The sequence below is a fragment of the Psychrobacter sp. TB67 genome (assembly GCF_000511065.1).
GTDB lineage: Bacteria > Pseudomonadota > Gammaproteobacteria > Pseudomonadales > Moraxellaceae > Psychrobacter > Psychrobacter okhotskensis.
This window is the reverse complement of the sequence record NZ_AYYA01000028.1, coordinates 34,004-58,188: the sequence shown is the minus strand read 5'-3', so window position 1 is coordinate 58,188 and position 24,185 is coordinate 34,004. Positions and strand designations below refer to the sequence as shown.

Genomic DNA, 24,185 nt, shown 5'->3' with positions numbered 1-24,185 from the left:
TTATGGTGGTTTTAGCCGTTTTTATTGTTAGGTTTCGAATATTTTTATTGTTAGGTTCCAAACAGTGTTATTTGGTGTACCGTATAGGCTATGCTAAAAACTTGGTCATCTTATGAAGTCACTCGAACGCTATAGTCAAGGAATTTTAGAATCGCTGCAAGGCGACCGACCGCAGATAGTACACTGAGTACATCTAGGGCGGGTAACATCGTAGCGGTTTAAAAATGCTTTGACTATAGTTTGTCTTGCGTTATTCTAATCGGAACCATGCATTGATAGTGAGTTATTTTGTTAGCAGTTATGCTGAAAATATTTTTGGCAAAAAAAGGGACAGTAGCGTAACTGTCCCCTTATTTAAAATCTTATAGAATGGTGATGACTGCTATTTAGCTAGCAGGTACATCAAAGTAGTCAAGATCAAAGTTCATCATCGGATCGCTACCTGCTTTTACCATTTGCGCATGCGCATCGATACGTGGCAAGACACGACCGACAAAGTAATCAGCCAGTTTGGCCTTGTTGGTGTAGAACTCGCCCTCTTGACCGTTAGCGGCTTCCACCATCAATGCAAACATGTACGAGTAGCACAGATAGCCAAAGGCATGCATATAGTCAACAGCACAGCCATTGATTTCGTTTTTACGCTCGCTAATATTAGCCAGTACCGTTTGGGTAAGAGTTTCTATCGTATCCGCAGCCTCTAGGGTTGCTTGTTTGATCGCATGATCCGCTTGCATATTATTGACGAAATCACGAATCTCACCTAAGAAGTGGGTGACGTATTTGCCATTATTTTTCGCCACTTTACGACCTAGTAGGTCAAGTGCTTGAATACCGTTGGTGCCTTCATAAATCTGGGCAATACGCGTATCACGAACGATCTGCTCCATACCCCATTCGCGAATATAGCCATGACCGCCGAAGACTTGCTGACAATCAACCGTGGCTTCTAAGGCTTTGTCGGTCAAAAATGCCTTGGCAACTGGCGTCAGTAGGGCAACGCGAGCGGCAGCAGCAGCAGCTGCTTCTGGATCGGTACTAAATTTTTCTTCATCAAGGTTTTTGGCGACATACATTGCAAAACAGCGTGATGCTTCAGTATTGGTCTTAGCATTTAACAGCATGCGGCGGACATCGGCGTGATGAATAATCGCGTCAGCTGGTTTTTCTGGGCTTTGTAGTTGGGTGTCGCTACGGCCTTGACCACGGTCATTGGCATACAGTGCCGCGTTTTGGTAAGCAAGCTCAGAACCACCAAGTCCTTGCAGACCCATGGTGACACGCTCATAGTTCATCATGATGAACATAGAAGACAGACCCGTGTTTTCAGCACCAACCATCCAGCCTTTTGCATTGTCAAAGTTCATGACGCAAGTGGCCGACGCTTTGATACCCATCTTATGTTCGATAGAACCAACAGCCAAGGTATTACGCTCGCCCAAGCTGCCATCTTCTTTGACCAAGAATTTTGGTACGACGAATAAAGAAATGCCTTTTGAGCCTTCTGGGGCGTTAGGCGTTTTTGCCAATACTAAGTGAATAATATTATCAGTTAGGTCGTGTTCACCACCTGTGATGAAAATCTTAGTACCAGAAATCTGATAGCTACCATCATCATTTGGCACCGCTTTGGTCTTGATAATACCTAAGTCAGTACCAGCATGTGGCTCTGTTAGGCACATGGTACCAGCCCATTCGCCGTTATACATTTTTTCTAGATAGGTTTGTTTCTGTTCTTCTGAACCGGCAGCATTAAGACACAATGTGGCGCCAACAGTCAAGTTAGGGTAGAGGGCAAACGATTGGTTGGCAGTGAAAACCATCTCTTCGGTCAGCATAGTGACCATTTTTGGGAAGCCTTGACCACCGTATTCAGCGTTACCGCTTAAACCAACCCAGCCAGATTCGGCATATTGTTTATAAGCGTCTTTGAAACCTGTTGGCGTAGTGACAACGCCATCACCCTGAAAAGTAGCACCTTCTTCATCGCCACTACGGTTAATAGGTAGCAGAACGTTTTTGGTCAGTTTTGCCATTTCTTCTAAAATCATATCGACAGTGTCCATGTCAACATGAGCCAGATTGTCGTTGTTTTGCCAAAATTCATTCGCTTTAAAAACATCATTTAAGATGAAGCGCATGTCATTAAGAGGGGCATTATAAACAGCCATAAACATTCCTTTGGTTCAATTGAATAAAAATTAAATACGTTAAGGTTATCGGTTGTTCTTTTTGAGTTAACCTTAATGGTCAATAGCTAAAGTTTAGCAAATTAGAGGCTTAGCTTGTGTATTTCTTCGTGAATTGCGCGTACACCAAAAATGTTTTTTTGGCAAATAATCGTTTTTATAAGCTCAACTATATCGCAATAAGCAAATCGGCAACACACCTTGGTATGTTGCCGATTTTAATTACAATAGTGATGTTCATTAAGCAAATATTGGATCTACTTAGGGCTTATTAAAAAGCAAATTGATCAACATCCATCGTCATGTACGGTTCAACGCCAGTAGCGATACGCTGTACGTGAGTAGTGGTACGTGGTAATAGTTTTGCAAAGTAGAATTGTGCGGTTTTAATCTTGGCATCATAGAATGCTTGCTCGCTGCTACCGTTAGCGATTTCAGTTTGCGCGACCAATGCCATACGAGCCCATAAGTAGGCTAGAGTGACGTAACCACTGAAGTATAAGTAATCAACTGCCGCGCCGCCGACTGCATCTGCGTTTTCAGTCGCTTGCATACCGATACGTGACGTCAAATCGCCCCATTCTTTTAGATGCTTGGCAAGTGGACGGATAAACTGACCCATCTCGTCATTGTCACTGTTTTCTTCACAGAACGTTTGGATGATTTGTACGAAGTTGGCAAGCAATTTACCTTGTGAACCCAACACTTTACGACCTAAGAGGTCGAGTGCTTGTATTTCAGTAGTACCTTCATAAAGACAAGCAATACGTGTATCACGGACGTTTTGTTCCATGCCCCATTCGCTGATAAAACCATGACCGCCATAGACTTGTACGCCATGGTTAGCCGCTTCTAGACCAGTCTCAGTCAAGAATGCTTTAGCAATTGGTGTCAATAATGACAGCATTTGGTCAGCAAATTTCAGGTTGTCGCCTTCGCCTTTGGCAACGGTATCCGCAAAATGCGAGAGGTAATAAACTAGGGCACGACCGCCTTCTGCAAAGGCTTTTTCGGTCAACAACATGTTACGAACCGCTGGATGGACGATGATAGGATCGGCCACTTTTTCTGGCGCTTTAGCACCTGATAGTGAACGCATCGCTAAGCGGTCTTTGGCATAAGTCAGTGAGCCTTGGAACGCATACTCTGCTGCCGTTAAACCTTGAACTGCCGTACCGATACGAGCGACGTTCATAAAGGTAAACATGCACTGTAAACCACGGTTCTCAGGGCCAATCAAGTAACCAGTTGCGCCATCAAAGTTCATGACACAAGTCGCTGAGGCTTTGATACCCATTTTGTGCTCGATAGAACCACAAACGACTTTATTATTTTCACCCAAGCTGCTGTCTTCGTTGACCATGACTTTAGGAACGATAAACAACGAGATGCCTTTGGTGCCAGCAGGAGCGCCTGGTAGACGAGCCAAAACGATGTGAATAATGTTATCGGTTAAGTCATGCTCACCAGCTGAGATAAAGATTTTTTGACCAGTGATGCTATAGCTACCATCTTCTTTTGGCTCAGCTTTGGTACGAATGATACCCAAGTCAGAACCTGCATGCGCTTCAGTCAAGCACATAGTACCTGACCATTCGCCAGTGACCATTTTTTCTAAGTAAGTTTGTTTTTGGGCATCAGTACCATGATGTTCAATGGTCTGGATGGCACCATGTGATAGGCCAGGGTACATAGAGAATGACCAGTTAGCTGTACCAACCATCTCATTAATGACCGTCGATAATGAAAACGGCATGTTTTGACCACCGAATGCTTCTTCAGCAGACAACGCTGGGAAGCCAAGCTCACAATACGCTTTGTATGCTTCTTTAAAACCTTTTGGCGTGGTAACAGCGCCATTGTTAAACTGACAACCTTCAGCATCACCGCTTTGATTCAGTGGTGATAGCTCATTTTCAGCAAAGCTCGCTGCCATCTCAAACAGGCTGTCCATCAACTCGCGATCTGCTTCTTGGAACGCAGGCAAAGTTTTGTAGTGACTTTCGCTGTCGAGTAACTCATGCATCACGAATTGAATGTCACGTAAGGGCGCTTTGTATTGCATAACTTCCTGTCCTTTTTGGAATGCAATCGAGACCAATAGCTGGTTATCCTGTCTCATGCGCTAAAGTTTCGCGCATGAGACAGAACTGACTGTATCCGAAGTGTCTACTGGAATGGTAGAGACGGATACGGCTCATCTAAGGTGTCGATTGTATAAAATAGTATTGAAACGAATGGTGATTGTTAAAGTCAGTTTAATGTTCAATTGGCTCTAACAAATGCACCATAAAAGATAGGCTTTCATAGGCGATTATACAAGTTTGGTGACAGCACTGATAAGTCATGAACCTACCTTGCATCCGTTATGCAATCAACGTTAGGCGAAAAAAATGAATGATAATAATCGACTAAAAAACTAGCGAGTCATTTTTACAAAAATATTTGAATTTGTCTTCAATCTGGACAAAAAAGGGGTTAATAAGCTAAAAAGGGCAAAATCGACGAAAAATGGTATTAAATAAGTTGTTAATATCATTATGTTAACTGCCTTACTGACTTTAGTTTGCTGATATTTCTCTTGCCCTTTACTATCATTACCAAAGTCAATATATATCTTAAGATGTCTTATTTGGATGAGTACTGCTGCCTTAGCAGTTCGGTTGCGATATCAGCAGTCACTGGTTTGCCGAACCAATAGCCTTGCCCGTACTGGCAACCCATGTCTAATAGTAAATCACGCTGCTGCTCGGTTTCGATACCTTCAGCGATAACTTGCATGTCAAGTGCCACTGCCAAATCTAAAATTGCCTTGACGATGGCGTATTGAGTACGGTTGGTTTCAATCTTTGATATAAAACTTTTATCGATTTTGATAAAGTCAAAAGGGTATTCTTGTAAATAGCTTAAAGATGCATAACCTGTGCCGAAGTCATCTAGCGCCAAACAAATCCCCAACTCTTTTAGTAAATCGAGCTGTTTCTTGACATTGGCATGGCGTTGTATCAATGAGGATTCTGTTACTTCAATATGCAATTGTTGAGCGCTGATGTCGTACTGCAAAAACAAGTTGCTGACCATTTTATAAAAATCAGGATGGCTAAATTCAGCAGCATCCGCATTGATACAGATATGCTGATCGAAGCCAAGTTTTTGCCAAATTGATAGCTGTTGTGCAATTTGGACTGCCATTTGTGAGAATAGCTCAAACGACAGTTTGTGAGTAATGATGGCGTTCATAAAGTGGACAGGTTTTAGCAGTCCGCGAGTGGGGTGCTGCCAACGTACCAGCGCCTCAAAGCCAGTGATGGCTCCGGTATCTAAGGCAAACTTGGGTTGATAGTAGGGTATAAACTGAACTTCATTGCTGGCTGCTCTAAGCTCGGCCTCTAGCTGTAAACTATTGGCAGTTGCTTCGCTGATTGCTTTATTGTACCAACAGATGTCGTCGCCACCTTGTTGCTTCACATAATGTAAGGCCTTCTCGGCTTTGGTCAATAGCCCTGCCATTTCGTGATCATTTTCAGGGAAGTAACTGACGCCAACGGAGATATGACAATAAATGTCCGCATCTTCGGCTGGCTCATCATTGATAGAGAACGGATGCTCACACATTTGCATCAAGCTATCTAGCTGATTACGTACGGTATTGGCGTCATTACATTCGAACAATAAAGCAAAATCATCACCACCAAAATGAGAAAAACAGCGTAAGTTGTCAAGCTTTAAGGTTTTGACCCGCAGTACAAAGTTCTCTATGAGTGTATTGATACCGTCAGGGCCGAGTAGGCTGGCAAGATTGCGATAACGATCAATATTAAGACGTACAATCACCACCTCTTGATAACTCTCTAACAACAGCTCACTGGTCTGACTCAAAAACACCTTGCGATTGGGCAAGCCGGTCAGTTGATCGTAATTAAGCAGATGAGCCACTTGTTTTCTGTCCTCGACAACAGACGACATATCACGAACCACCCCGACATAATAAGCCGTTTGCCCCACATAGATTCTGCGATAAGTAATGTGACAGTTTAGGACTTGTCCATAGCGATTCGCCATCGAAAAATCGATTTCATGAAATCCTTCGCTGTCTAAGGCTTTGGTGAGATCATGTAAAATTGCTTGCTCTTCTTTTGATAAGAATTCAGCCGCATATATACCAAGCGGTCGGCCCAGCAAAAAAGATTCGCTGTAACCAATCATAATCTCATAAATGGCATTGACTGATAGATAACGAAAGTCTGCATCTAGGATAAAGATGGCGTCTTCAGATTGCTCGCATAACTGGGTCAACAGTTGCTGCTTGTCCGAGAGTGGAAGCGTGGTAAAAGTAGTCATAGTTGGACTCATTAAATCAACATCAAGTCAAAAAAGTTGGTCAGTCTTTGCTAGACATAACCTTGGTAAATAATATCGTAAGCTTAGCGGTACAAGTTATACCCCCAGCGTGCAAGGCAATGAAAAGGGTCGTATCAGCACGCTTCGTTTACCCTAGCTATCAGCATGATATTGGCAATAACATTTTGTCGTTAACAACGAAGCGCGTGCAATGTCGCCAAGGCAACGACCGGCGCAGTCTCAGTGCGCAATACGCGATGGCCAATTTGCCAAGGCGCAAAGCCCCTTGCTTGTGCTTGTGCGCGCTCATCATTACTCAGACCACCCTCGGGGCCGATGAGCAACTCTACGTAGGGTTTATCTCTTTTTAGTGCAATTGATAGCGTCTCTGGCCGCAAAGGTTGTCCTGCTGCTGGCACGCTCAGTTGCAAACGTAAATCTGCCGGTTGCTGTAATACTTGATAATAAGAATCTTGGCTCAGCTCGGCTACTATAGGGCTGACCACCATTTCTTTTTCATTTGATTTTTCGCTAGCGGCTATATTTAATAGCCAGTCATCAATCGATAATGGCGCAAGAATAAGTGGTGGGCGATTGAGGCCGCATTGCTCACAGGCGGCGATAGCGACTTGTTGCCAATGCGCCAACTTTTTTTCAACTTGTGCGGGTTTGAGGTTGACCTCGCCATGATGACTGCTGAGGAGTTGGATCGCAGTAACGCCAAGCTCGGTAGATTTTTGAATCGCATAGTCCATGCGTTCGCCACGACTCATCACCAGCCCGATTTTAGTTAATATAGAAGCGCTGCGGTCATTCTCGATCTGGGTCAGTAAAGTCGCTGTGGCATTTTTTTTACTAATTGCTTGTAGCTGTACCTGATATTCGCCGCCAAAGCCATCGAACAAAATGCCTTGGTCACCGATATTTGCGCGTAGTACCCGGCACCAATGATGGACAATACTGTCTGTTAATTCGACACTAGCACCCATAGGCAAGGTGCTAAGTTTGGGGAAGGGGGTGTTCGTATCGTTACTGGAGGCATAAAAAAAACGTCGCACAGTCGCTTAATCCTTTAATTGAACAATAATCCATCCCAATATATTAGCAGAATATGAGCTGAGAAGAGAGGGGTATTGTTACAGGTGTTTGGGGAATAAAAACAGCTCAAATAAGGCTGTCCTTAGCATAAGATGAGTCATCAGCAAAACAAAAAAACTGGCGCTCCTAAGAACGCCAGTCATTAAGCAATACATTCGGTCAATATTTAAGCAATCAAACCTAACGCTTCAACCAAACGCTTGTTTGGCTCAACCTTATTCATGCTATAAAAATGCATGGCAGGTACGCCCTCGGCAATCAAGCGCTCACATAAACGATAGACCACATCAAAGCCGAACTCGCGAATAGCGGTGCGGTCATCGCCAAAATCTGCCAAGCGCTTACGCACATAGCGAGGAATGTCAGCACCACAGCTATCGGCAAAGCGTACGAGATTGCTAGAGTTGGTAATCGGCATAATGCCTGCGACTAACGGCTGCGCTACTGTATCGATACCGCGCTTCTCTAACGTATCACGCAGATATAAATAACTATCCGCGTTATAGAAAAACTGGGTAATTGATGCATCGGCACCAGCCTGATATTTATTGACTAAGTTGTCAACATCAAACTCAAAGCTACGCGCTTGTGGATGCATCTCAGGGTAGGCTGCGACCTCGATACGAAAGTGATCACCTGAATATTCACGGATAAACTTCACCAAGTCTAACGCAAACGGTAGCTCACCCATACCAACCTGACCTGAGGGTAAGTCACCACGCAGGGCGACCAAACGCTGGATGCCTAAGCCTTTATAAAGATCGAGCAGTTCGGCGATTTGACTTTTATCATCACCGATACAAGACATATGCGGCGCAATATCCGTCTCACCGCGCGCGCACAAAGCTTGGACAATATCCAAAGTGCGGCTACGGGTTGAACCGCCCGCACCGTAGGTCACTGAAAAGTAAGCAGGTGATAGCTTATTTAACTCATCATAAGTGCTGAGGAGCTTTTCATGTCCTTGCTCGGTTTTGGCCGGAAAAAACTCGAAGGAGAAAGCAGGCTTACTCACAGGCTAGCTCCTTTTAGTATTTATAAGCGTCAGGCTTGAACGGACCTTCGACAGGCACACCCAAATACTCTGCTTGTTTTTCCGTCAGCTTAGTTAATGTACCGTTAAAACCAGCAACCATGGCAGCAGCGACTTCTTCGTCTAGCTTTTTAGGCAATACTCTGACGTATAAGTTGTCAGTGCGCTCATCAACTGGCAAGTCAGCAAACTTTTCTTCAAACAAATACATTTGTGCCAATACTTGGTTGGCAAATGAGCCGTCCATCACGCGTGATGGGTGACCAGTGGCATTACCTAGGTTTACTAAACGACCTTCAGCAAGCAAAATCAAATAATCGTTTTCATCGTCTGAGCGGAAGATTTGATGCACTTGTGGCTTAATCTCAACCCAGCGCCAGTTGTCACGCATAAATTGGGTATCGATTTCAGTGTCAAAATGACCGATGTTACAAACGACCGCACCAGGCTTAAGTGCCGCAAGCATGTGTCTATCACAAACATGATAGTTGCCAGTAGTAGTGACAATCATGTCAGTGTCTTCAAGCAAGCGCTTGTTGATATTCTCTGCGCCGCCGGTGTTATCGCCGTTGATGTAAGGTGACAATACTTCATAGCCGTCCATACAGGCCTGCATAGCACAGATAGGATCAACTTCTGAGACACGTACGATCATGCCTTCTTGACGTAAGCTTTGCGTTGAGCCTTTACCCACATCACCATAACCGATGACTAGCGCACGGCGACCGGCAAGGAACATATCGGTAGCACGTTTGATGGCATCATTTAAGCTATGACGGCAGCCGTATTTGTTGTCATTTTTAGACTTGGTAACCGCGTCGTTAACGTTGATAGCCGGTACTTTTAGCGTACCCTTATTTAGCATTTCAACCAAACGATGGACACCTGTAGTAGTTTCTTCAGAGATACCATGGATGTTATCAAGCATTTGGGCATAATCGTTATGAATCAAAGCAGTCAAATCACCGCCGTCGTCCAAGATTAAGTTAGCATCCCAAAGTTGACCTGAGGCTTCGCCGTCAACATGGATTTGTTGACGTAAGCACCACTCGTACTCTTCTTCGGTTTCGCCTTTCCAAGCATAAACAGAGATACCAGCAGCAGCAATCGCCGCAGCAGCATGGTCTTGAGTTGAGAAGATGTTACATGAGGTCCAGCGTACTTCCGCACCTAGCGCGACAAGCGTCTCAATAAGGACAGCCGTCTGAATGGTCATGTGGATACAGCCAGCGATTTTTGCGCCTTTAAGCGGTTGGTCGGCTTCGTAGCGACGACGCAAACCCATCAGGGCAGGCATTTCGGCTTCAGCTAGGGTGATTTCACGGCGACCGTAATCAGCAAGGCTAATGTCGGCAACTTTATAGTCAGTGAAAGAGGGGTCGATCGTATGGGCAGATGGGGTGTTAGACACTGCGTCCATAATATGCTCCTATCAGTTAATAGATAAAAAGAATAAAAACGCAGGTGCCGTTATTTGCGCTGTTCATAACCCAAAATGGTCATAAACAGTTAACCGAGCCTAACATAACAAATGATTTGCAAAGCGATAAAGCTTATATGCAATAAAATTTATTATGGCGCAACACCTCTCGGAGGTCGTTATTGTAATAGATGAATCAGTGATTGTCACCTATTGGATAACATAAATATTAGGCAGTAAAGGTATGAGTGATTTTGCCTTTTTGGTGGGCACAAAAAAAGGCCATCGTTGGATGACCTTGATTGTTGATATACATTTTGTGCAATTTGATTGGGTTTAGAACCAGTTATAAGTTAATGAGGTAAAGAAGTTAGTGCCGTCAGTGTTATAGCCAAGCGCTGTCACATAGTCTTTATTAGTAATATTATTTAAGCGAGCACTCATTGTTAAATTATCCGTCAACTGATAATTGCCACTAATATTAAATAGACCAAAGCTGTCTATGATCTGTGAATCAGCATTGTTTACACTGTAATAATAATGACCTATATATTCATATTCAGCACGGATATCTAAACTCGGTAAACGATAGCCTAAGTAGATAAGGCCTTTGTTCTCAGGGCGAATAGGGAGGTAGTTACCATTGTAATCAATAGGATTACCAAGATAGTCGACTTTACCCGTGTAATCACTATCATCTTTAGCTTTTTGGTAGTCGTAACTGCCTCCAAATAGGTAATTATCAATTACCCAATCTGAAGTCAATGTCACCCCTTTGATTTTGGCTTTGTCAGTATTTATTCTTTGTCCATAAATGTATTCAGGGGTGCTTTTACCATCACTGGCAATAAGGTCGTCGACCTTATTATGGTAACCTGTGATGCGTGTCGATTGCAGTGAAGTATTATATTCAATGAAAGCTTCGTAGTTATCACTAGTTTCTGGTTTTAGATTTGGATTACTGCCCCAACTTTTAGGTCCGTATAAGTCATTAAAGGTCGGTATGCGATAGCCTTTAGCGTAACTTGCGCCAATACGAAAATCAGGGCTAATATTATAAGCACCGCCTAAGTTATAAGTAGTTTCGCTGTCGAAGTCTGAATAGTCGTCATATCGTATATTGGCTTGCGCGTCGAAGCCATTATATGACAGCAAATAACCCAAAAAACCACTGGTAGTTTTACGATCATCGGCATCATATACATTTGACTCAAGTTTTTGCTTCAAATGCTCAGCGCCCAGAGTTAATTTGCCGACTGGCAAGTCTTGAACGCTTATTAAGCTTATTTGCTGCTGCTTAGTATCATATTGGCTGCCATTATTTGCGTCAGTCTCATAAGTCGTTGATTCGTCGATACTATAACCATATTGAAGTTTTGTGTTGCTGCTATCAGTAAAATGTTCAAGATAGGCACTAGCAGCCCCACTTTCTTGATCTGAAAAGGCATGCTTTAGAGCAGGAGCGCCCGTCATGTAATCATCATAAGCGTCAATATCTGTTGTTGATTTTGAATAAAGACCGCTAATTCCAAATCTTAAACTATCGTTAATTTTTTGATTAAGAAGTAAGCTGTAGTTATCACTCTCAAAGCCATCATCATCAGTCTGACTTGGTAGGTCACCAGGTAAAGTAGCGTTAAATCCGTCTGTTTCGTTATGACTGGCTGCTAGGCTCAGCGTAGTACCCTTGTCATTAGTAAATTGAGCGCTCGCTCCATATAAATATTGATTATGAGAGCCAATACCTGCGGTCACAGCAACATTACTTTGTTCGATATTATTGCCTTTAGTGAATACTTGGATAACGCCGCCCATCGCGTCTGCACCATAAATACTAGAGCCTGAAGCACCATACAAGACTTCAATACGATCAATCTGATCCGCTGGAAGTAGATTTAAGGTTGCACCGCCCGCACTCAACGAGCTATAGCGTACGCCATCAATGAGCACTAAAACTTGTTTGCTATCATAACCGCGCATATAAAAATTTGAGGTAGTACCTGAGCCGCCATTAGTGTAATGACTGAAACCTGGCTGATGTTTCAAAATATCAAGTGCCGTCTGACCCTGATAACGTTGTAGCTCTTCACTATCAATGACCCGAGTTTGAGCAATGACGTTACTCGTTTTAGTAGGCGTACGTGTGGCGGTCACCACAATTTTATCAAGCTCAACTTGTGGTAATTCACTATCATTGACTGTTTCTAAGTCAGTGTCAGCTGGTGTGACAGCCATGGCTGTATTTACGGCAAATACACCAAGCGCACTTAAAATACAGCAGCGTAAATAAGTAGACGAAGAAGAACGTGTTAACAACATAATGATTTCCAAGGTTACATGAGCAAAGGTTAAGAAGGTAAAGTTTACAAAAAACAGTAGACAAGTTAAACAACGCTCATTATCTATAAATATGCCTGCTTTATAAACCACTTTTAGCCAATATTTATTCACGCTAAGCTGAGCCAGTTTCATGATAGTAGATTATTAAGTCATCCTCGTGCACTATACAAGGCATTTGTTCTCTGATTACTGTGTTCATACTCAGTACTGACCTATCATTAGACACATCAGTCGGCATAAAAATATGTAATCAAAAACACGACCGTTAGTTATAATTGCTATCATGGCAGCAGGTCATATTCATTATTGGCTGTTTCAGCTATTTTTTATGTATCACTGTTGATATTTATAAATATTTTATCTATAAATTAAGAGGTTTGTTTTGTCTACTAAGCGTCGTATGAGTCCTGCTAGCTTACCTTTGTCTTTAACGGCATCATTATCAAGAACACTGATTGTGCTGAGCTTATTGCTGACTTTATTATTTAGCCTGATACTGCCAAATGCTGCCCTTGCTGCTGAGGCCAGTGTATTGGGAATTGGCGGAACTAGTGAGGCTGCTAGTACCAGCGAGCCGCTACCTGATTCGTTCGGACGAGATACCCCGCGGCATACGGTGCAAGGATTCATTAGTGCGCTTGGCGAAAATGATTATTTGCTGGCGAGCAATTATCTTAATTTGTCAAAATCAGACAATCCAACGACTGCTGTGCGTCAATTTAAGCAAGCGCTTGACGCGGGTGGACGCTTTTCAGCTGATTTGCAGATTAATAATACGCTCGAAGGCAATTTAGCCGACCAACTACCGCCCAGCCAAGAAAATGTGGGTAACATCAGTATCGGTGATAAAAGCGTGCCGTTATTGCTTGAGCGCGTCGTCTCAAAGCAAGGTGAGCAATACTGGCAGTTTTCTACCGAAACGCTCAGCTCAATACCAGAAGTTCTAGAAAACACCGATCCTACCTTGGTATCTCGTTATACGATCGACTCGCTAGAAGGTAAAAAGCTTTTCGGCTATCAATTGGTGGATCTGTTCGCCGCCTTGGCCATGACTGTGAGCAGTTTTTTATTGACCTACGTCATGGTATGGCTGCTGTATCATTTGTTAAAGCTCGTTTATCCACGCGTGCGCGGTGTGGCATTACCAGTGCCGGACAAGGTTATCTTGCCCCTTGCGGTAGTGATTATGGCGCTGATATTGTCTGAGGTGATGGTCTATTCTGGGGTGTCAGTGACGCTGCGTGAGCCGGTCAATCGCTTTACCGAGATTGCATCGTGGCTCGCTATAACGTGGTTATTATTGCGTGTCATCGATGCGATTTTCACGCGTGCTGTTAACTTAAGCTATAAGAAAAACCATACTGAACGGGTTTCGATATTAGGGTTGATGCGAAAAGTTGTTAAGGCCTTACTACTGATATTTGCTGTGATCGTCATTTTTGGTAATTTAGGCTTTGATTTGACAACAGGTATCGCAGCCTTAGGTGTCGGTGGTTTGGCTTTAGCACTTGGTGCGCAAAAAACCATCGAGAACCTCGTGGGAAGTGTGGTCGTCGTGGCGGATTCGCCCGTACGTATCGGCGACTACTGTAAGTTTGGCACTTATGAAGGTACGGTCATCGATATCGGTATTCGCTCATCACGTGTACGCACCTTGACGCGCACGATTGTCACTGTCCCCAATGGTGACTTCTCGTCCATGCAAATCGAGAACTTTACCTCGCGTGATATGTTTCGCTTCTTTCATCAGTTATATCTCAAGCGTACTGCCGATATTGACGTGGTCTTCAAAATGGTCAAAGACTTAGACGAGTTTTTAAATGAGCATTATTTGACCAATAATGAATGGAATCAAGTCAATATTTTAGAGCTGCGTCAAGACTGTTATGTGATTCAGTTACAAGCTTATATTAATGCTAACGACGTCATGGAGTTTTATGACAAGCAAAATGTGGTATTCGTTGATGTGCTCAATCAAGTGGCAAAATATAAGGTCGAGCATGCGCTACCAACCCAACAGTTGATTGTCAATCAAGCGGAGCTTGAGCATCATATGGATAATGGTCGTGATAATAATACTGCGCTTGACTCTGTTGCAAATACGCCGAATGATGACAATGCTTATCACAATAGCAATGATAATCTTAGTGATGATGACGACGCTAATATTGATAACAATGCGGATAATAGTACTGCTAGTGATAGCGAGCATAAAGCTATCAACGTCAGTAAAAATAGCAGCAAAGATGCCAGCAGTGCGAACAACGACAAAGTCGCTGAAAAACAGAAAGAAAAGGCTAAAAAAGCTCAGTCAAAAAAAGCCCGTAAAATTCATACTTATGCGTTTGCAAAACGTAAGTTTAAGCATTCCAAAAGAAAATTTGGTTTCTCTATTTGGAACCAGCCATAGTATTTATGGTGAATCGACTTTGTAGAAATGGCTTTGCAGAACTGACTTTTAAGCAGGCGGTAGCGGGTGAAATGAGGGCGACGGTCGTTGGCCATCCCTTTATTTTTTTGGTTTATAGCGATAAAGGGGCTGCCAGTTATCCAGTTATAATGGTACGGCAGTTTTATCCCGTAACAAGCCATAGTACGACCATAGCAGCAGACTGGCGGCGCTACGATGTGGCGACCAACTTTCGGTCAAGTGGTTTAGCTGTTTTGGAGTCGGACGCTCTGCTAAACCTAGTAACTCCATTGCTGCGACTTTAATCGCCAAATCGTCGACTGCCAATACATCTGCGCGTTTTAAAGAAAATAGTAGATACATCTCAGCCGTCCAGCGCCCAATACCAGTGACTGCTGTCAGTGTGTTTATAACCTCTGCATTTGCCATCCTTACTAGCGCCGCAAAGTCTATGTTATGGTCTACTAGTGAGCGGACATAACGTATCTTTTGCTTAGATAGTCCTTGAGCGCGCAATGTTTCATCCGTCGCTTCGCTAATGGCTTTAGGAGTGGTCAAACCTGCCGCAACAATCCGTTGCCAAATGCTGGCCGCCGCGGCTACCGATAGCTGTTGCCCAACCATCGCTCTCATTAATTGTTCAAAGCCACCGGCATTGTGCCTGAGACTGGGCACGCCAACTTGCTCATAAACAGGTGCAAATCTCGGTTCGATGGCAATCAAGGCGATGATATGCTCTTCTAATGCTTTAACATTTTCAATAGTTTGTAGACTCATAAATATCTTATCCTCATTGATTTAGATACCGCTAAAGCTATAGTGAGTGAAAAGTAATATCGATAGATGACGCACTGCTGATAGAGGCGACAAAAAATTGATATCAGCAACAGCATCGCGTTTTTAGGATGTTTGGACTATAGATGCAAACAGTTGCTTCGATGATGAGCATAACAAAAAGGACTGCATAGATGCAGTCCTTTTTTTTCTTTAACCGAGCAGCTTATTCGCTATCAGTTTTAGGCTTTTTAAGCAGTACCAATACAGCGCCATTGCCACCATCTTTGGGCGGCGCAGAGCAAAATGCCAATACTTCTGGCAATTGACGTAGCCAACCGTTGACGCAGGTTTTTAAAATAGCCTCAGAACCTTTACCATGAACGATTTTTACCATGGTTTCGTTGTTCTGTTTCGCTTGGCTCAATAGTTGAGTCATAGCCGCGCGCGCTTCGTCAATGGTACAGCCATGGATGTCTACTGCGTCATACCAACGCAGCTTGCCCTGTTTTAGCTGGGTAAAAACCTTATTTTGCAGCGTTGGCTGCTTATAAGACAAATACGCTTCGCCAGCGACGGGGTTGAGTAGCGCTTGCATATCTGATAAGCCTGCACCCAAGTCACTCGTTTCACTGCCTTGCGCAGCGGCACGTTTCGACAGAGTCGCGGCGTCAGGTTTGCGCACTTTTGCGGCATTGGCAGGGGAGCGGACATTTTTGTCCTCTAGCTGATCTACACCATGCATCGCTTGCATAAAGAGAACTTTATCATCATCGATATGCTCACTGTCTAATTGTTTGACCGTTTTTTTGACCTGCTTTTGGGTAAGTAGCGAGACAGGTTCTGTGGGCTTGCCATTGTCACCATCAGGCGAATTGGTATCGCGACCTTTGCTCAGTTGTCCTTTGAGCTCTTTGAGCTGGTCTTGCATTTCTTTTGAAAATAGAGAATTTGACATAAAAGTTAACGTATCGTTGGTTAATGAAGGAATGATTGATTGATTTAAACTGTTCAGAAGACTGAAGCCACTTTACCCGTCTGCTGCGACGCCCGCAAGTAAGGATTGTAACGCTTGTCCGGGGTGATCCGTTTTCATAAATTGCTCACCGATCAAAAAGTGCTGAATATCGTTATTGAGCATCAAACGAATATCATCGCTGCTATGGATACCGCTTTCGGTGACGATAAGCGGTTTCTGTGCTGTGGCTGCGCTATTAGCGTCATCCGCCAATGCTTCGATTAAAATATTTTTTAGATCAAGCGTGGTTTGTAGATCGACATCAAAAGTATTCAAATCACGGTTATTGATACCATAGATATTATGCTCGGAGCGTGGCAGTTTTAATGCGCGTTCAAGCTCAGCTTTGGTATGGACCTCAATCAATACATCCATGCCCAGCTCGATACTGAGCGCATGTAGTTTTTGTACTTGAGTATCATCCAAACAAGCCATGATTAATAATATACAGTCGGCACCCATGAGATATGATTGGTAAATTTGATACTCATCAATCATAAAGTCTTTGCGCAGTATCGGTAGGCTTGCGGCATTGGCAGCTTGAATCAGGTAGCTGTCATCGCCTTGGAAATAATCGCGATCCGTCAATACAGACAAACAGCTCGCGCCAGCTTGCTCGTATTGTTTGGCAAACAACGCAGGCGCGAAGTTATGATTGATAACGCCTTTAGAGGGAGAGGCTTTTTTAATCTCAGCGATGATACCGATACCATTGTCTTTAGCAGCGGTAACTCCTACAGCTACCACAGCTCTTAGAGCAGCGGCAAAACCTCGACGTGATTTTTTATCAGTCGCTACTTGCGCTTTTAACGCTTCAAGAGATAGCACATCGCGAGCGGCTTTTACTTCTTCTATTTTGGTGGCGACAATGCGCTGTAATACCGAAGGAATATCTGTATTGGTTGTGTTCATACTGGTATCCGAATATTGTTAAAGGTAAATAAATAAGCAACAATGGCTATTTTTGCATCTCGTTAACACGGAGATGTCCGTTAAGAGCTAGCCGCTAGCTGCTGAGTATATTTGGCTAAAGACTCAAGCTTGATTAACGCATCGCCATTTTGGATGACTTGTTGAGCACGGCTGACACCATTAGGATAATTGCTGGCAAGTCCTGCGGTATATATCGCCGCACCTGCATTTAGGGCAATCATATCACGAGCTTTTAGGACCGCGCGATCATGAGTCTCTTCACCTGATAAAGCGGCGCGTATTAGCTCAAGGCTTTGTTCTGGAGAATCTACATCAAGCCCAATCAGCGTTTGTGATTCGATACCCGCATCCTCTGGCATCATCTCATAGACAGAGATTTCACCATCTTTTAATTCAGCTACTGTGGTCGAAGTGGCGAGGCTGATTTCATCTAAGCCATCCTTTGCACCGACGACCATGACATGACGTGCGCCTAAATTTTTCATCACTTTGGCGATTGGCTCACACAGCTGAGCAGTAAAGACGCCAATGACCAAATTGGGCGTGCCAGCAGGGTTGGTTAATGGCCCTAAGATATTAAAGATAGTGCGCGATTTGAGCTCACGACGGACTGGATTGGCATAACGCATCGCGCTGTGATGATTGGGCGCAAACAAAAAGCCAACGCCTTGATTTTCGATGCAGTCTTTTGCTTGCTCAGGTGTGAGCGACAGACTAATACCCGCTTGCTCCAACAAATCTGAGCTACCGGATCTGGTAGAGACGCCGCGATTACCATGCTTAGCAACTTGAGCGCCTGCCGCTGCCACCACAAACGCCGACGCTGTAGAGACGTTGAATAAATTCGCACCATCACCGCCCGTACCGACGATATCGACTAAATGAGCACAGTTCTTAGGTTCGATATTCGCAGCCAAAGCGCGCATGGCACTGGCTGATGCCGTAATCTCGTCGATGGATTCACCCTTCATACGTAGACCCGTCAAGATAGCACCCATCATAGCGTCGCTACATCTGCCTTGCATGATAACCAGCATGACTTGATACATCTCATCAAAGGTCAAATCAATATGCTGAAAAATTCGACCCAAAGCCGTCGTTAGTAGCTTATGGATGCCTTCGTCAGACAGTTGTGCAATATTAGCTGCGGTGTGGGTGTCCTCTATCTTTACAGTACTCATTAGGCTCTCGCTTTATATTATTTATATTGGTGTATAGGGTGGTCAGAATTTTTATTATCAATCATGCATTTTTAGTAACATTAACCGACTTGCGGCAATGCCTTTGAGGCTGATACTGCCAGATTATGAGTTTGCAAAAAGTTATTGAGTAGCTGATAACCGGCTTCGCTCAAGATGGACTCAGGATGGAACTGTACGCCTTCAATGGCCAATGTGCGATGACGTATGCCCATGATTTCCTCAATACTACCATCGGCGTGCTGCGTCCATGCGGTCAACTCTAGACAGTCGGGTAGACTGGTTTTGTCAACGACCAGCGAATGGTAACGCGTGAATTTTGAGGGGCTAGGTAAGTTGGCAAACACGCCTTTACCACTATGGTAAACGGCAGATAAGCGCCCGTGCATCACTTCGCCAGCTTTGACTACCTGTCCACCGAATGCTTGTCCAATCGCCTGATGCCCGAGACAGATGCCCAATATAGGGATAATACCCTTAAAAGTTTCGATAACGTCTAAAGAAATGCCGGCACGGTCTGGATCGCAAGGCCCTGGACCAATCACGATGGCATCGGGAGCCAAGGTTTGAATCTGCTCAATGGTCATCTGATCGTTACGCCATACCGTGATGTCCTGCTGCAACTCACCGAAGTACTGTACGATATTGTACGTAAAGCTGTCGTAATTATCGATCATTAGAATCATTGTGTAGTCAACTCATTGATTTTATTTTTCAAAAGGTAAATTTGCTCTTATTATTATGCATTGAACTCAACATAAAAGGGGCTTGCTTTACTGGCTAGTTATTGTAAAGGACATCATCTTACCACTATTTTGTGGTCTATAAAATGTAGGACATGGCCTAGCGTTTCAAAGAGCTAAAAAATTAAAATGCACCATAAAAACGCAATGTTAATCATTGGTGCACTTGCTACTGCACTAATACAGTGCGAATATGCGCTTATATCTACTACTCTTAAATGTTGTCCATAAAAATAATGGCTCAGTTACCTCTTAATATAGTTAAATTACTATTATAAATTACTGAAATTATTGCCAATAATTGGGTTGTTAGTACTAAATATTATATTTAGCAAGGTAACTTGGCACAGCAGTTGCACCATTAGTGTTATCAATATTATTAGATATTGGATATTGGTTACTCTAAAAATAATTGTTAATAAGCAATTGAAGAGTTCAGCATTATGAGTCAGATGTTGCTAAAATGGGGTCAGTCTGCATTTGGCTGATGACTATTTTGGGCCAATGATTTTAGACCAGTAATTTTAGCCCAATGATAGCTGCGCACACTGACGGATAGTGTCACGAGTGTTGATAAACATGACCTTGCAGGCGCTACAAAGCCGCTATATAGATCCAAAAGCCAGTCCCATATTTTAAAAAGTTTTCATTCATTACTTTAAATCGTAATTTTTTAATTTATTACTTTAAATCGTAATAACGTCATAACCATAACGGAGATTATTCATGTCGAACAAACTACTAGATCTTATCAAATCCTCCAATGCCAAATGGGTCGATTTTCGCTTTACTGATACCCGTGGTAAAGAGCAGCACATCAGTTTTCCAGCGCATAGCGTAGACGAAGAAGTCATGGAAGACGGTAAAATGTTCGATGGTTCATCTATCGCTGGCTGGAAAGGCATTGAAGCGTCAGATATGATCTTGCGTCCTGATCCTGAGACCGCTTTTTTGGATCCGTTTTTTGATGCCGTGACCGTTGTGGTGACTTGTGACATCATCGAACCCTCTACGCTACAAGGCTATGACCGTGACCCACGCTCTATCGCCCGCCGTGCAGAAGAGTACTTAAAGTCTACTGGTATCGGTGATACGGCTTATTTTGGTCCTGAGCCAGAATTCTTTGTATTCGATGAAGTAAAATGGTCGATTGAGATGTCAGGGGTTAGCCATAAAATCGTCGCGGAAGAAGCTGCATGGTCAACCAATAATGACTATGAGTGGGGCAACATGGGACACCGTCCACGTGTTAAAGGGGCGTATTTCCCAGTACCACCAATCGATAGCTCACACGATATGCGTGCGGTGATGTGCGAACGTATCGAAGAAATCATCGGCGAAGGCTGTATCGAGGTGCATCATCATGAAGTGGCACCTTGTCAGTCAGAGATTGGCGTCGCGTTTAATACGCTTGTCAAAAAAGCGGATGAAGTACAACAGTTAAAATACGTGGTTCATAACGTTGCGCATCAGTTTGGCAAAACCGCGACCTTTATGCCAAAACCAATCGTTGGCGACAATGGTTCGGGCATGCACGTGCATATGTCAATCTCAAAGGATGGTGTCAATACCTTCTCAGGCGATGAGTATGCTGGTCTGTCTGAAACGGCACTATATTTCATCGGCGGCGTCATCAAACATGCCCGCGCTTTGAATGCGATTACCAACCCATCGACCAACAGCTATAAGCGTCTAGTACCGCATTACGAAGCACCTATCAAGCTTGCGTACTCAGCGTCTAACCGCTCAGCGTCTATTCGTATTCCGCATGTTAGTAGCCCGAAAGCCGTCCGTGTCGAAGCGCGCTTCCCTGATCCAGCCGCCAACCCATACTTAGCGTTTGCTGCGCTATTGATGGCAGGCCTTGATGGTATTCAGAACAAGATGCATCCAGGCGAAGCCGCTGACAAAAACTTATATGACTTACCACCAGAAGAAGAAGCACAAATTCCAACGGTTGCTGAGAGCTTAGAAGTAGCGCTGCAAGCATTACGTGATGATCATGAATTCTTGTTAAAAGGCGATGTGTTCACCCAAGACATGCTAGAAGCATTTATTGCCCTGAAAGAAGAAGAAGTGCAGCGTGTCAATGTGACGGTACATCCAGTAGAGTTTGACTTGTACTATAGCTGCTAATCCATCGTTAAAAGTTTGAGTTTCTAATTAAAAAATCAGTCAAGTAAATCTTGGCTGGTTTTTTTTATGGTATTCAAACCAACAATTGTTCTATAATGAGAGGCTGATGATGAATGCTTGATAATAAGTGCTCGTTACATTTTTACTCGCGATACCGTTTCTTACTGATGAATTTTTTTAGGATTTAAGCCCACGGTTTCAGTTTCTACAGGACGGCGCGGACAGTGAGTTGCAATGCTCAGTTTTTCATAGCCAGCCATAATAATGATAACAGCAGGCAATGCCATGAAACGCTCAACCTTAAGCCTTTTCTTAGTAATCACCTTGTCACTATTTCAAATAGGCTGTATGCAACAAGAAAAAAAGCAAGATCCTTATAAAGAGGGTGACATCGTCACTTGGAAGATTATAGATAAGAAAGGTAAATATGAATCAGAAATGTCTGATCAATACAATCTTCAATGTGACATTCGAGACGATGTTGGATTAGGTTGCTTTGGTAACTCTACTAACAGTCAAGTCTCTGGCATAGTTTTTTCATTTTGGAATAATGAGAAAGTCAAAGCTATTTCATACGAGCCTATTTATGGTGGTATCAAAGTTGAATGGTATTTTCATCGTAGTAACTTAGAGCATTGGCAAGAGATTGATGCTGCCATTTGGCGACTATTAGACACTTGGAATATATCGCCAATAGAGTAAACATGGATTAACTCAAGAAGTCATATCCTCATAAATGCCTACATAAAAGTGCTGCTGTCGTAGATGTACTATTCTAGATTAGAGTTTGCTTTCCATTTATCTAATATAACAGACGCTACTGTTATTACTTTAAAAATACCCCATAATGGTATTATTATACTTATTAAACACGCGCACTTATTAGGTTAACTGACTATGGTTTCATCATTAAAAAGTACTGTTTTTTTAAATAAAGGGTTGTCGCTAAGTCTGCTGACAGGGCTCATCATTAGCGCAGCCAGTCTTTACGCACCGATGGCAAATGCCGCCGCTATTTATAAAGTTGTTGATGAGAAGACCGGTCAAGTCACCTTTACCGATCGTCCACAAAATTACGAGCAGCAAGCGGGCAAAGAGATTAGCCAGACGACGTTGACAACCGGTAATGAAACGAATAGTTCAAACAGCAATAGCACTGAAAGTAGTCAAACTGCTAGCAATGCCGCGCCCGCTAATGACTCAACAGCTAAGGCAGCGGTCAACTATCAGCTCACCATCACTGAACCGAGCGAAGAACGCGCTTATCGGCGTCCAGCGCAGAGTATCAACGTAGCGCTACAAGTTCAGCCCGCGCTGCAAGCAGGCGCTAGTGTCCGTATTTACTTTGATGGTAACGAAGTTGCTCAAGGTCTAAATGCAACGATTGCGACAATAGACACTTTGCCAGGCGCGCATACGATAACGGCCGTCATTCAAAGTGAAAAAGGTCAAACGCTGCAGCAAGTCACAAGGACTGTCTATGTGATTCAAAATAATACCACCTTGCAAAACAATAAAAAAATTGCCCAGCAGCTTTTGGCGCATCAGAACTTGCCGTGGCATCAAAAAGTGATGCTAAAGTTGCGTCAAAAAAACGGGAAGCAGGCCAACTCTCAGAGCAGTAAACCTATGACTAGCAATGCTTTTACTAAGTAATTAAGTAAGTGGCTTATTTATTAAGGCAGCTAAATAAAGTATAGGTTATTTGGTTTTTAGACGTTAAAAAAAGGGCAGTCACTGTATTCAGTGATTGCCCTTTTTTTCAAAAACTATTTGAATGTTTAATAGAACCTAATTATATCTATCTTTTTAACTTATTTGGTTAACTCAATCGTGCCATTGGCAGTGACTGAGATGGTGCTTTCACCAGATTCAAAGCTTTGGCTTGGTACCGATTCATCAGCAGAGGCCGCTTTCATGCTCATCGCGTTATACATCGGACGCGGGTAGTTGCTACCGGTGTTTAGATTGACAGTGACGACACGATAACCGCGAGCATCCCAAGCGCGGGTGAGGTTTTTAGCTTGCTGTTGAAACGCACGAGAGGCTTCTGTCATTAGCTTCTGCTCTAAGGCGTCTTTTTTCACGTCTGAAACCCCAAAGTTTAGATTGTCCATGACCAAGGTTTCTTGCAAATCAGCAATAAGTTGGCTCGTTGCGGCGAAATCTGTACTTTTAAGATCGATGTTTGCTTGTCCAGTCCAGCCAATGATTTTGTCATTTTTATCATAGCGTGGATAGGTGCGCTGCTGTCCCGTAGTCACTGTCACCTTAGGGTAGCGCTTAGCGATTTTCATCGCATTATTGATAGAGGTATTGAGCGTGGTGGCCAGCGTTTTAGCATCGGTGGCTTGTGCTTTTTTATACAAGCTGGCTCGTACTTCATCGTTTTGAATATCTTCTTTGACTTCTGCCTGAAAGCTAATCTGATCGTAGCCTGTTGGCTCTGCATGAGCGCTGCCCATCATTGCTGTCAGTAGGGCCGCAGTACCAGTAGCCAGAGCCGCTTTATTGAGTAGAGTGGTTTTCATTATGATCTCCTAATAAATGA

Annotated in this window: 18 protein-coding genes; 4 read left to right on the top strand and 14 right to left on the bottom strand. The window is 43.4% G+C overall.

The genetic code is table 11. The features are described from left to right. Window positions 1–386: 386 nt before the first annotated feature. From W293_RS0103885 to W293_RS0103845, 7 genes are all read right to left on the bottom strand, one after another. Window positions 387–2,171, bottom strand: coding sequence for an acyl-CoA dehydrogenase C-terminal domain-containing protein (locus tag W293_RS0103885; protein WP_025651197.1), 1,785 nt, complete (start codon window positions 2,169–2,171; stop codon window positions 387–389). A gap of 289 nt (window positions 2,172–2,460) precedes the next feature. After that, window positions 2,461–4,254: an acyl-CoA dehydrogenase C-terminal domain-containing protein gene (locus tag W293_RS0103880; RefSeq protein ID WP_025651196.1), complete on the bottom strand. Its 1,794-nt coding sequence runs from the start codon at window positions 4,252–4,254 to the stop codon at window positions 2,461–2,463. 563 nt (window positions 4,255–4,817) lie between these two features. Next, window positions 4,818–6,530, bottom strand: coding sequence for a putative bifunctional diguanylate cyclase/phosphodiesterase (locus W293_RS0103875; RefSeq protein ID WP_227502339.1), 1,713 nt, complete (start codon window positions 6,528–6,530; stop codon window positions 4,818–4,820). Window positions 6,531–6,721: 191 nt separating this feature from the next. Further along, window positions 6,722–7,588 carry a 16S rRNA (uracil(1498)-N(3))-methyltransferase gene (locus W293_RS0103870; RefSeq protein WP_025651194.1) on the bottom strand — a complete coding sequence of 289 codons (867 nt, stop codon included), beginning with the start codon at window positions 7,586–7,588 and terminating at the stop codon, window positions 6,722–6,724. A 206-nt stretch (window positions 7,589–7,794) separates the two neighbouring features. Continuing rightward, complete coding sequence (locus W293_RS0103865; RefSeq protein ID WP_025651193.1) at window positions 7,795–8,643, bottom strand: methylenetetrahydrofolate reductase; 849 nt, start codon at window positions 8,641–8,643, stop codon at window positions 7,795–7,797. 13 nt (window positions 8,644–8,656) lie between these two features. Continuing rightward, the gene (gene ahcY, locus W293_RS0103860) at window positions 8,657–10,081 is read right to left on the bottom strand and encodes an adenosylhomocysteinase (RefSeq protein ID WP_025651192.1); all 1,425 of its coding nucleotides are present in this window, start codon (window positions 10,079–10,081) and stop codon (window positions 8,657–8,659) included. A gap of 336 nt (window positions 10,082–10,417) precedes the next feature. After that, entirely contained in the window at window positions 10,418–12,400 is a 1,983-nt protein-coding gene (locus W293_RS0103845; RefSeq protein ID WP_025651191.1) for a TonB-dependent receptor plug domain-containing protein, read from the bottom strand. Between the two features lie 403 nt (window positions 12,401–12,803). Here W293_RS0103845 and W293_RS16060 point away from each other — a divergent pair, with 403 nt between their 5' ends. Next, window positions 12,804–14,831 (top strand): mechanosensitive ion channel family protein, encoded by a 2,028-nt coding sequence (locus W293_RS16060; RefSeq protein ID WP_025651190.1) that lies wholly within the window; start codon window positions 12,804–12,806, stop codon window positions 14,829–14,831. Between the two features lie 144 nt (window positions 14,832–14,975). Here W293_RS16060 and W293_RS0103835 read toward each other — a convergent pair whose 3' ends face one another. From W293_RS0103835 to W293_RS0103815, 5 genes are all read right to left on the bottom strand, one after another. Further along, window positions 14,976–15,608 (bottom strand): DNA-3-methyladenine glycosylase family protein, encoded by a 633-nt coding sequence (locus W293_RS0103835; protein ID WP_025651189.1) that lies wholly within the window; start codon window positions 15,606–15,608, stop codon window positions 14,976–14,978. 223 nt (window positions 15,609–15,831) lie between these two features. Beyond that, a complete protein-coding gene (locus W293_RS0103830; protein ID WP_025651188.1) occupies window positions 15,832–16,563 on the bottom strand; it encodes a Smr/MutS family protein in 732 nt (243 codons plus the stop codon). Window positions 16,564–16,635: 72 nt separating this feature from the next. Next, window positions 16,636–17,535, bottom strand: a complete 900-nt coding sequence (gene trpC / locus W293_RS0103825) for an indole-3-glycerol phosphate synthase TrpC (RefSeq protein ID WP_025651187.1) — start codon at window positions 17,533–17,535, stop codon at window positions 16,636–16,638. An 80-nt stretch (window positions 17,536–17,615) separates the two neighbouring features. Continuing rightward, complete coding sequence (gene trpD / locus W293_RS0103820; protein WP_025651186.1) at window positions 17,616–18,737, bottom strand: anthranilate phosphoribosyltransferase; 1,122 nt, start codon at window positions 18,735–18,737, stop codon at window positions 17,616–17,618. 80 nt (window positions 18,738–18,817) lie between these two features. Then, window positions 18,818–19,441 carry an anthranilate synthase component II gene (locus W293_RS0103815; RefSeq protein ID WP_025651185.1) on the bottom strand — a complete coding sequence of 208 codons (624 nt, stop codon included), beginning with the start codon at window positions 19,439–19,441 and terminating at the stop codon, window positions 18,818–18,820. Between the two features lie 783 nt (window positions 19,442–20,224). On the opposite strand from W293_RS0103815, the gene glnA reads away from it, so the two are divergent. After that, a complete protein-coding gene (glnA, locus tag W293_RS0103810) occupies window positions 20,225–21,634 on the top strand; it encodes a type I glutamate--ammonia ligase (RefSeq protein WP_025651184.1) in 1,410 nt (469 codons plus the stop codon). 161 nt (window positions 21,635–21,795) lie between these two features. Here the strand turns inward: glnA and W293_RS17495 are convergent, their stop codons facing one another. Then, window positions 21,796–21,921, bottom strand: coding sequence for a hypothetical protein (locus W293_RS17495; protein WP_264673008.1), 126 nt, complete (start codon window positions 21,919–21,921; stop codon window positions 21,796–21,798). Between W293_RS17495 and W293_RS0103800 the strand changes: the two genes are divergently transcribed. Beyond that, a complete protein-coding gene (locus W293_RS0103800) occupies window positions 21,920–22,336 on the top strand; it encodes a hypothetical protein (RefSeq protein WP_025651183.1) in 417 nt (138 codons plus the stop codon). The two genes, W293_RS17495 and W293_RS0103800, sit on opposite strands and share 2 nt — an antisense overlap. A 195-nt stretch (window positions 22,337–22,531) precedes the next feature. Next, window positions 22,532–23,290, top strand: coding sequence for a DUF4124 domain-containing protein (locus tag W293_RS0103795; protein WP_025651182.1), 759 nt, complete (start codon window positions 22,532–22,534; stop codon window positions 23,288–23,290). Between the two features lie 158 nt (window positions 23,291–23,448). On the opposite strand, the gene W293_RS0103790 is transcribed toward W293_RS0103795, so the two are convergent. Then, window positions 23,449–24,165 carry an SIMPL domain-containing protein gene (locus tag W293_RS0103790; protein WP_025651181.1) on the bottom strand — a complete coding sequence of 239 codons (717 nt, stop codon included), beginning with the start codon at window positions 24,163–24,165 and terminating at the stop codon, window positions 23,449–23,451. Between the last annotated feature and the right edge of the window lie 20 nt (window positions 24,166–24,185).

Excerpts from the sequence above, each read along its gene's own strand:
- W293_RS0103815 (WP_025651185.1), bottom strand. The coding sequence starts at position 19,441 with ATGATTCTAATGATCGATAATTACGACAGCTTTACGTACAATATCGTA.
- W293_RS0103880 (WP_025651196.1), bottom strand. The coding sequence starts at position 4,254 with ATGCAATACAAAGCGCCCTTACGTGACATTCAATTCGTGATGCATGAG.
- W293_RS0103875 (WP_227502339.1), bottom strand. The coding sequence starts at position 6,530 with ATGACTACTTTTACCACGCTTCCACTCTCGGACAAGCAGCAACTGTTG.
- W293_RS0103830 (WP_025651188.1), bottom strand. The coding sequence starts at position 16,563 with ATGTCAAATTCTCTATTTTCAAAAGAAATGCAAGACCAGCTCAAAGAG.
- W293_RS0103800 (WP_025651183.1), top strand. The coding sequence starts at position 21,920 with ATGAAACGCTCAACCTTAAGCCTTTTCTTAGTAATCACCTTGTCACTA.
- trpC (WP_025651187.1), bottom strand. The coding sequence starts at position 17,535 with ATGAACACAACCAATACAGATATTCCTTCGGTATTACAGCGCATTGTC.
- W293_RS0103795 (WP_025651182.1), top strand. The coding sequence starts at position 22,532 with ATGGTTTCATCATTAAAAAGTACTGTTTTTTTAAATAAAGGGTTGTCG.
- W293_RS0103845 (WP_025651191.1), bottom strand. The coding sequence starts at position 12,400 with ATGTTGTTAACACGTTCTTCTTCGTCTACTTATTTACGCTGCTGTATT.
- W293_RS0103835 (WP_025651189.1), bottom strand. The coding sequence starts at position 15,608 with ATGAGTCTACAAACTATTGAAAATGTTAAAGCATTAGAAGAGCATATC.
- ahcY (WP_025651192.1), bottom strand. The coding sequence starts at position 10,081 with ATGGACGCAGTGTCTAACACCCCATCTGCCCATACGATCGACCCCTCT.
- glnA (WP_025651184.1), top strand. The coding sequence starts at position 20,225 with ATGTCGAACAAACTACTAGATCTTATCAAATCCTCCAATGCCAAATGG.
- trpD (WP_025651186.1), bottom strand. The coding sequence starts at position 18,737 with ATGAGTACTGTAAAGATAGAGGACACCCACACCGCAGCTAATATTGCA.
- W293_RS0103790 (WP_025651181.1), bottom strand. The coding sequence starts at position 24,165 with ATGAAAACCACTCTACTCAATAAAGCGGCTCTGGCTACTGGTACTGCG.
- W293_RS17495 (WP_264673008.1), bottom strand. The coding sequence starts at position 21,921 with ATGGCATTGCCTGCTGTTATCATTATTATGGCTGGCTATGAAAAACTG.
- W293_RS0103885 (WP_025651197.1), bottom strand. The coding sequence starts at position 2,171 with ATGGCTGTTTATAATGCCCCTCTTAATGACATGCGCTTCATCTTAAAT.